Raw genomic sequence first — 6,194 nt, 5'->3', positions numbered from 1 at the left:
GGCTCCCGCGGCGCAGCGCAAGCATGCCGCCGTGCTGCCGCCCGGCGCGCAGCCGCATGCGCCGCCGCCAGCCGTAACGCCGCCTGCGCCGCCAGCGCAGCCGCGCAAGAAAGAATAAGGGACGCGTATGCGTATTAACGAAAGGCGCTCGCTGTGGCGCCGCATGAAACCTTACCTGACCGTGTTCGACGGTCCGCTGATGCTCATCATCACGCTGCTGCTGTCGACCAGCCTGGTCACGCTGGTGTCGGCCAGCATGGGCATTCCGGGCAAGATTGAAGACCAGGTCCGCAACATCTGCATGTCCTTCCTGATGATGTGGATGGTGGCGAACGTGTCGCCGCAAATGATGATGCGCGTGGCGCTGCCCGCCTACGTGGTTACGGTCTCGCTGCTACTGGCGGTGGCGGTGGCCGGCACCATCAAGCTCGGTGCGCGGCGCTGGCTGCATATCGGCGTGGTGGACATCCAGCCTTCCGAGTTTGCCAAGATCGCCGTGCCGCTGATGCTGGCGTGGTTCTTCCAGCAGCGCCAGGGCACGCTGCGCTGGCATTCCTACGCCATTGCCGCAGTGCTGCTGCTGATACCGGTGTTCCTGATTGCGCGCCAGCCCGACCTGGGGACGGCGCTGCTGGTGGTCATGGCCGGCTTCTGCGTGATCTTCCTGGCGGGGCTGTCGTGGAAGGCTATCGTGGCGCTGGCCATTGCCGCCGGGGCCAGTTTGCCAGTGGCCTGGTCTTTGATGCACGACTATCAGCGCGAGCGCATCATGACGCTGATCGATCCCACCACCGACCCGCTCGGCAAGGGCTTCCACATTATCCAGTCCACCATTGCCGTCGGCTCCGGCGGCATGATGGGCAAGGGCTGGAAAGAGGGCACGCAGGCCCACCTTGAATTCATCCCCGAGCGCACCACCGACTTCATTTTCGCGGTCTACTCCGAGGAGTTCGGGCTGATGGGCAATCTGTTCCTGATGATGCTGTACCTGCTGCTGATCGGGCGCGGCCTGATGATCGCCGCGAACGCACCCAACTTCTTCACGCGCCTGCTGGCGGGAGCGGTCACCATGATTTTCTTCACCTATGCATTCGTCAACATGGGCATGGTCAGCGGCATCCTGCCGGTGGTGGGCGTGCCGCTGCCGTTCATGAGCTACGGCGGCACCGCGCTGCTGACGCTGGGCCTTGCATCGGGCATTCTGATGAGCATCCAGCGCCACCGCAAGCTGGTGCAGACATGATGCGCCGCGCCGTTTATGGCCTGGCGCTGGCGGCGCTGCTGGCGCTGGCCGGCTGCGGCACCGCGCCGCAGCAGCCCGCGTCTGCGCCTGCAGCCCGTCCCGCGCCTGCCGCCAAGCCGGCGGCCAAACCGGAGCCCGGCGTGCCTGTGCTGCCGCCTGCCGGCTCGGGGCGCGGCGGCTACTACCAGGACGACGGCCCGGGCGAGAACCCGCCGCCCAACCTGATGGCGACGCCGGATGCGGAAGTGCGCAATGAGCCGCTCAATCCGCGCAACAGCAAGCCTTATGTGGTGTTCGGCAAAACCTATACGCCGATTACGGACCCGAACAAGACCTTTGTGCAGCGCGGCCTGGGCACCTGGTATGGCAAGAAGTTCCACGGCCAGCGCACCTCGTCCGGTGAAATCTACGACATGTACAAAATGTCCGCAGCCCATCCCACGCTGCCGATTCCTTCCTACGCCAAGGTAACGAATCTGGACAACGGCAACCAGGTGGTGGTGCGCATCAACGACCGTGGTCCCTTCCATTCGACGCGCGTGATTGACGTTTCCTATACTGCCGCGCTGAAGCTGGGATTGCTGGGCAAAGGCAGCCACCAGCTGGAGGTGGAACGCATTCTGCCTGCGGACGTGGACCGGTTCAACGCCGAGCGCAGTCAGCAGAAGGCCGCCGCCGCGCAGCCGGAGCCCAAGCCCGAGAACAAGCCCAAGCCGCGCGCGCCGTCGGAGACGGCCGCCATGCTGTATCCGTCGCCGCCGTCCGGCGCTGCCGTGGCCACCGCCAGCGTGGCCGCCGTGCCGTCCGGGCCGGAAAGCGCCGCACCCGCGTTGGCGCTTGCCAGCCAGATGCCGCAGCCCTTGCAGGCCATGCCGCGCGCCGCGCCGCTGATCCTGACGCCGCAGGCAGGCGCCGCCATGCCGGCCGCCGTGTCGCCTGCGGCAATGACGACGCCTGCCGCTGCGGGCGGCTTCTATCTTCAATTGGGTGCATACGGCCGCAAGGAAAACGCCGAAGCCGTGCGCGCCAAGCTGGCGATGGACGGCGGTTTGAGCGGTCTTGAGATTGTGCCTTCCGGCGATGTGCACCGCCTGTATGCTGGCCCGTATGCCACGCGCCAGGAAGCGGCGCAGGCCATACCGGGGCTGCCGCCGGCGATGGGCCTGAAGCCCCTGATTATCCAGCGCTAATCTGCCGGATTACTTGCAGCTGCGGCCTTCCTGGCTTGGGAAGGCCTTCAGCTTGCCCTCCAGCTGCGCCTTCACGTCGGCGCTGATATCGCGGAACTGGAACGCCAGCAGCTTGCTGCCGCTCATGCGCGGCGCCACGCGGGCGCTGTGCACGCCTTGCTTCTGCAGCATGGCCAGCTGGTTCTGCGCCGCCGCTTCCGTCTTGAACACGCCCAGCGAAATAGCCCAGCGCATGGCCGGATTGTCCGCCATGATGAAGTAATTGCTCACACCCAGTCCGCGCAGCTCGGCCGCTTTTTTATCGGCGCCTTCCTTGCTGCCCTGCGACGGGATATGCACGATGTAGCTGGAGACCTCAGTGCCGGGCATGTTGCGGCGGGCCTGGTGGTCGCCCAGGTCCAGCGGCGCCACGGCCGCTTCAAAGCGGCGCGCATCGGCCAGCACGAAATTGCCCACTTCATAGCAGGCCACGGTTTCCGTTTTTTTCTCCGCCGGGGTATCCGCTGTAGCAGGGGCGGCGGGCTTGAGCGCGGCTGCTGCGGCATTGGCTTTGGCGGCCGGGATCAGCGCCAGCTTGTCCGCATTCTGCTGATTCTTCAGGCGCGCAGGCTCGCGTTCGTTGCCGCTGAAATGGCCGAGATAACCCTGTCCGTAGGCGTACAGGGCGCCGTTCACAGCAAGCAGCAACCAGAAGATGAGTTTCAGCACGGGCGTTCCATGTCAGGCGCTGCCGGCGGCAGCTTGTAATCCGATCAGCACGATATTGTCCACCAGGCGGTGCGGAATCTGCGCCGGCAGGGCAGGCGCGATATACGCCGCCGCGCCGCCCGAGATCAGGCAGGCCTGGGCGCGGTGCAGCGCGCATGCGTGTTCGATGGCGCCCGCCTGCGCCGCCAGCAGGCCGCTCAGGATGGCGTCGTCGGTGTTGTCGGCGAATCCAGACGGCAGCTTACCGCCTTGCGCTATCTGCGGCAACTGCGCCGTGTTGCGCGCCAGCGAAGTGGCCATCAGGCCCAGGCCGGGCAAGATCATCCCGCCGAGGAAGACACCGTCCGCCGTTACCGCGTCGATGGTGGTGGCGGTGCCGCAGTTCGCCACGATGACGGCCTGCCCAGGCGCCAGCGCGTGCGCGCCGATGGCGGCGGCAAAACGGTCGCAGCCCAGCTGGGCGGGATTGCGGTAGCCGTTTTTCACGCCCGCGCGCTCGGGCACGGAGGCGAACCAGTCGATGGCGTCTTCGCCGATGGCCAGCGTGGCCAGGGCTGCCGTGATCTGGCCGCGCACGGCGGCGCCGGCCACGTTGGCGGCCAGTACGCGGGTGATGGCGTTGTTTGCAGCCCCTGTGGCCTGTGCGGCAGCGGCGGCCTGCAAGGCGGCGGGCAGCTGCGCGGCGTCCGCATGCATCAGGGCGCCGCAGTCCAGCCAGTCGCCCAGCGCCGCGCCGGGAGCGGCCAGCGCCCACTTGATGCGGGTATTGCCCGCGTCGATCAGCAGCATCATGGCGCCAGCCTTAGCGACACGTCGCCCGACAGCACTGCCACGCGGCCCTGGGCCGTGTCCAGCAGCAGCCGTCCGGAGCCGTCCACGCCGGCGCTCAGGCCTTCGTGCAGGGTTTCGCCATGGTCGAGTATGCGCACCGGCTGGCCGTGCCATGCTTGCAGGCGGTTCCAGCGCTCGGTGAAGGCGGCAAATCCGGTGTCGTCGAATTCGGCCAGCACCGAAGAGAGGCGGTTCAGCAGCGCGGCCATCAGCTCGTTGCGCTCCATCTTGGCCAGCCAGGGCGCGGACGCCACTTCGCGGCCGATATCCGCCTCCAGCTGGTCGGGCATCAGCAGATTGATGCCCGCGCCGATCACGGCCCAGATGGCGCCGTCCTGCGCGGCCTGCGTTTCAACCAGGATGCCGGCCAGCTTGGCGCCGTCCTTCATCACGTCGTTGGGCCACTTCAGCTGCACCGGCACGCCCAGCACGGTCATGGCTTCGGCCAGCGCCACGCCCACCGCCAGCGGCAGGCCGGCCAGGTTCTGCAGCGGCCCCTTGAAGCGCCACGCCAGCGAAAAAGTAAGCGTGGAGCCGGGCGCGGACAGCCAGGGGCGGCCGGCGCGGCCACGGCCTGCGGTCTGGCGTTCGGCGATCAGCAGCACCGGGCCGCTCATGGCGCCCGGCGTGCCCACGCGCTGCAGCAGGTCCGCATTGGTGGAGCCGGTTTCGGCCACCACTTCGATCGCCACGTGGTTGGCGCACTCGGCGCAATGGCGCGCAATCGCGGCCGGGGAGAGTTGCAAAGTCATGGTGCTTTATTGTTCAGACGCGCCTTGTGCGGCGCTTTGGCGAAGGCCAGGTCGTAGACGCCGTTCGGCAGCATGCGCAGCAGCTTGGCCACCACCCCCATCTGCCAGGGAATCACCGCATAGCTGTTGCCGCGCTCGATGGCGCGCACCGCCGCCGCCGCGAATTTTTCCGGCGCCATCAGGAAGGGCATGGGGTAGGCGTTCCGCTGCGTCATCGGGGTATCGATGTAGCCCGGCGCGATGGTCACCACGTCTATGCCGTGCGGTTTCATTTCCAGCCGCAGCGATTCGCAGTAGCTGATCACCGCCGCCTTGGAGGCACTGTAGGCCGCCGCGCCGGGCAGGCCGCGTATGCCCGCCACGCTGCCTATGCCCACCAGGCGCGCGGGTGTTTTCTGCAGCTTCATCGCGGCGATAAAGGGCGCGAAGGTGGCCACGGTGGCGTTCAGGTTGGTGGCGATAATGGCCTCGAACACCGGCAGATCCTCCGCGTGTTCGGTCAGCGTGCCGTGCGAGATGCCGGCGTTGGCGATGACGATGTCGGCGCCGCCGGTGTATTCGATGAAGTCCATGGCAGCCGCGCGGATGGCGGCGTGGTCGCGTACGTCCACGGCGTAGGCGCGGTGCTTTTCAGGGGAGGGCAGGGTGGCGATCAGCGCTTGCAGCGATTCGCCGCGCCGGGCCAGCAGGCCAAGCGTGGCGCCGTGCTGTGCATAGCGCAGCGCCAGGGCTGCGCCTATGCCGCTGGACGCGCCGGTGATGAATACGCGTTTCAACGGCGGCCCATGCTTATTTCTTTTCCGCTTTCGCCTTGGCGACGAGGAAGTCCATGACCTGCAGCGCAGCCGTTTGCAGCTCGGTTTCGCTAGGGTTGCCCTGCATGCCGGAAGCGGCCAGGTGCGGCGAAGCCTGGTAGCGGCCGTCCACGATCAGCGTAGGCCAGGAGTCGATCTTGTACGAGTCCATCATGCCGTCGGCGCGTTTTACTTTGGCTTGCACGCCGAAGGAGCGGTAGGTGTCGATGAACTTCTGGCGGTCGATGCCGTTGGCCGCCACCCAGTCGAATACCTGCTCGTCGCGGTTCAGGCGGTTGCGTTCCACGTGCATGGCGTTGAACACTTTCTTGTGGTACTGCGGCAGCAGGCCCATGGCCTCCAGCGTGAAGAACAGCTTCTGCTGCGGCAGCACGCTTTCGTCGCGCGGCACGTGCACGCGCTTGAAGACGATGTTGTCGCCCTGTTTCTTGACCCAGGCTTCCAGCTGCGGTTCCAGGTTGTTGCAATGCGGGCAGTAGTAAGCGAAGAACTCGATGACTTCGATCTTCTTGCCGGTGTCGGTGGGCTGGGCGGTTTGCAGGGTCTGGTACTCCACGCCGCTGATCGGTGCGGCCGGGGACGCGGCGGCGCCAAAGGCCGCGCTGCACATTGCTACTACGCTCAACAACTGCTTCAGGATACGCATGCTCGATTC

At 66.6% G+C, this 6,194-nt stretch carries 7 protein-coding genes; 2 read left to right on the top strand and 5 right to left on the bottom strand.

The genetic code is table 11. The features are described 5' to 3' along the window. Positions 1-127: 127 nt before the first annotated feature. Both rodA and GTP77_RS08500 read left to right on the top strand, forming a co-directional pair. Positions 128-1,243, top strand: a complete 1,116-nt coding sequence (rodA, locus tag GTP77_RS08505; protein WP_161071733.1) for a rod shape-determining protein RodA — start codon at positions 128-130, stop codon at positions 1,241-1,243. After that, complete coding sequence (locus GTP77_RS08500) at positions 1,240-2,433, top strand: septal ring lytic transglycosylase RlpA family protein (protein WP_308807701.1); 1,194 nt, start codon at positions 1,240-1,242, stop codon at positions 2,431-2,433. Before rodA ends, GTP77_RS08500 begins: the two co-directional genes overlap by 4 nt. 9 nt (positions 2,434-2,442) lie before the next feature. On the opposite strand, the gene GTP77_RS08495 is transcribed toward GTP77_RS08500, so the two are convergent. From GTP77_RS08495 to GTP77_RS08475, 5 genes are read right to left on the bottom strand one after another with little or no spacing between them, the layout of a single operon-like run. After that, positions 2,443-3,141, bottom strand: coding sequence for an SPOR domain-containing protein (locus GTP77_RS08495; RefSeq protein WP_161071732.1), 699 nt, complete (start codon positions 3,139-3,141; stop codon positions 2,443-2,445). Positions 3,142-3,153: 12 nt separating this feature from the next. Next, positions 3,154-3,933: a type III pantothenate kinase gene (locus GTP77_RS08490; RefSeq protein WP_161071731.1), complete on the bottom strand. Its 780-nt coding sequence runs from the start codon at positions 3,931-3,933 to the stop codon at positions 3,154-3,156. Further along, a complete protein-coding gene (locus GTP77_RS08485) occupies positions 3,930-4,724 on the bottom strand; it encodes a biotin--[acetyl-CoA-carboxylase] ligase (RefSeq protein ID WP_161071730.1) in 795 nt (264 codons plus the stop codon). The genes GTP77_RS08490 and GTP77_RS08485 overlap by 4 nt, the downstream gene beginning before the upstream one ends. Then, positions 4,721-5,500, bottom strand: a complete 780-nt coding sequence (locus GTP77_RS08480) for an SDR family oxidoreductase (protein ID WP_161071729.1) — start codon at positions 5,498-5,500, stop codon at positions 4,721-4,723. Before GTP77_RS08480 ends, GTP77_RS08485 begins: the two co-directional genes overlap by 4 nt. 13 nt (positions 5,501-5,513) lie before the next feature. Continuing rightward, positions 5,514-6,185 carry a thiol:disulfide interchange protein DsbA/DsbL gene (locus tag GTP77_RS08475; RefSeq protein WP_161071728.1) on the bottom strand — a complete coding sequence of 224 codons (672 nt, stop codon included), beginning with the start codon at positions 6,183-6,185 and terminating at the stop codon, positions 5,514-5,516. Between the last annotated feature and the right edge of the window lie 9 nt (positions 6,186-6,194).

The organism is Pseudoduganella aquatica, assembly GCF_009857595.1.
Lineage (GTDB): Bacteria > Pseudomonadota > Gammaproteobacteria > Burkholderiales > Burkholderiaceae_D > Rugamonas > Rugamonas aquatica_A.
The sequence above is the reverse complement of the archived record's forward strand: the minus strand, read 5'-3'. Positions and strand labels throughout refer to the sequence as shown.